The sequence below is a fragment of the Bradyrhizobium cytisi genome (genome assembly GCF_008123515.1).
Classification (GTDB): Bacteria; Pseudomonadota; Alphaproteobacteria; order Rhizobiales; family Xanthobacteraceae; genus Bradyrhizobium; species Bradyrhizobium cytisi.
In genome coordinates, this window is record NZ_VSSR01000140.1 from 1 (window position 1) to 2003 (window position 2003).

At 61.6% G+C, this 2003-nt stretch carries 2 protein-coding genes and 2 pseudogenes; all 4 read left to right on the forward strand.

From position 1 onward, the window contains the following. Positions 1 to 4 precede the first annotated feature (4 nt). On the forward strand, positions 5 to 163 hold the full coding sequence (gene tnpB / locus FXB38_RS41800; RefSeq protein ID WP_347340274.1) for an IS66 family insertion sequence element accessory protein TnpB: 159 nt from the start codon (positions 5 to 7) through the stop codon (positions 161 to 163). A 73-nt stretch (positions 164 to 236) separates the two neighbouring features. After that, positions 237 to 995, forward strand: a pseudogene (gene tnpC, locus FXB38_RS41805) (IS66 family transposase); the annotation flags it as partial. 210 nt (positions 996 to 1205) lie between these two features. After that, a complete protein-coding gene (locus tag FXB38_RS44785; protein ID WP_256436599.1) occupies positions 1206 to 1340 on the forward strand; it encodes a hypothetical protein in 135 nt (44 codons plus the stop codon). A gap of 214 nt (positions 1341 to 1554) precedes the next feature. Further along, positions 1555 to 2003, forward strand: a pseudogene (locus FXB38_RS41810) (reverse transcriptase domain-containing protein); the annotation flags it as partial.

Genomic DNA, 2003 nt, shown 5'->3' on the forward strand with positions numbered 1-2003 from the left:
GGGTTTGTGCCTGTTCGCCAAGCGACTGGAGCGCGGCCGCTTCCTCTGGCCGTTGTCGGCCGATGGCGTGGTGACCATCACCCCAGCCCAGCTTGGCTACCTGCTTGAGGGCATCAATTGGCGGATGCCGCAACACACCTGGCGGCCGCAGGCGGCCGGCTGATCGCTGGGATTTGAATCGCTGGCACAATTGGCAGTTCGGACAGAGCCGGCGTCTTGTGATTCTCTGGTCGGCGATGGGCCATGATGATTCTCTCCCCGACGATGTGACCACCCTGAAGGCGATGCTGCGCGCCGAGCGCGCGGCCCGGTTGGCCGCAGAAGCCGAGGCCCACGCGGGGACCTTGCTCATCGAGAAGCTCAAACTCACGATCAAGAAGCTGCGGCACGAGCAGTTCGGACAATCCTCCGAGCGCGGCGCATTGCTGGACCAGCTTGAGCTGCAGCTCGCCGATCTCGAGGAGAACGCCGCGCAAGCCGAGACCGCGGCGCAGATGGCCGCAACCGAGAAGATTACGGTGCCCTCGTTCGAGCGGCGCAAACCGCCGCGCCGGCCGCTGCCGGAGCATCTGCCGCGGGAGCGTCTTGTGTATCCAATGCCTGCGACCTGCCCATGCTGCGGCGACAACCGATTGCGCAAGCTCGGCGAGGATGTGACCGAGACGCTGGAGCTCATCCCGCGCCAGTGGAAAGTGATCCAGCACGTCCGTGAGAAGTTCGTCTGCCGAGCCTGCGAAGCGATCAGCCAGCCGCCGGCCCCCTCGCACCCGATTGCGCGTGGGCGTGCGGGACCCAGGCTGCTGGCCCATGTCCTGTTCGCCAAGTATGGCCTGCACCTGCCACTTAACCGTCAGAGCGACGTCTACCAGCGCGAAGGCATCGACCTCGACGTATCGACGCTGGCGGACTGGGTGGGCGCCTCCGCGGCAACTCTGATGCCGCTGGTCGATACGATCCGGAGCCATGTCTTTGCGGCCGAGCGCATCCACGCCGACAGTGTGCTGCAGAAGCAGATAGAAAGGATGATCGAGATGATCTGAAAATCTGTGTGCACAAGCTGTGGCAGCGATGAGGGTAGGCCCCTCGGGATCGACTTTCAGGAGTAGGTCTCAAATCACTTCAAGCGGCTTTGCTTAAGAGGCGCGGTCGTGAGCGTTGAAGCTAACGGTCGGGAATACCCGAACGGATAGGCGTCGGAGAGACGAATGAAAATGAACCCGCCGATGAACCGTCGTAACGTGGAAATCGTCGTCAAAACCAGAGGTGTGTCGTCCCTCTGGGATGAGCCCGCCGGAAGCCTGATGACCGGGCGGGCGGCGACCGGCGTTGAGGGGGCGTGAATCGGATGCAGGCGCTGCCGCGGAACTGCAGGAACCAGTCGCTCCGATGGAAAGGGAGAAGCACAAGCGGAGAAGACCGCGAGGCGAGATTACCGACGCGGGGCACTGGGACGGACCGATCCGTATTAGCGACGAAGGCTCGTAATGGGGCCGGAGCGAAGGGATCGGATCAGGTGGGCTGGCCATCGTCGCAACTGACAACAGGAGGACGACGGTGAACCAGCCGAGCAAACCGTTCAACATCGACAAGAGAGAGGTGTACGAAGCATATCTGCAGGTGCGATCCAATGGTGGCGCAGCCGGTGTCGACGGAGTGACGATTGAGCAGTTCGAGTCCGACTTGAAGAGTAATCTCTACAAGATTTGGAATCGAATGAGCTCAGGCGCTTACTTCCCGCCGCCTGTTTGCGCCGTCTCCATTCCAAAGAAGAGTGGGGGCCAAAGGATCCTCGGGGTGCCCACTGTGGCAGACCGCGTGGCACAGACGGTTGTCAAACAACTAATTGAGCCGGCTCTCGACGCAATCTTTCTGGCGGATTCTTACGGCTACAGACCCGGTAAATCGGCTCCGATGCCGTAGGCGTGACGCGACAGCGGTGCTGGAAGTATGATTGGGTTCTGGAGTTCGACATCAAGGGACTGTTGGATGTTGCGTCATACTAC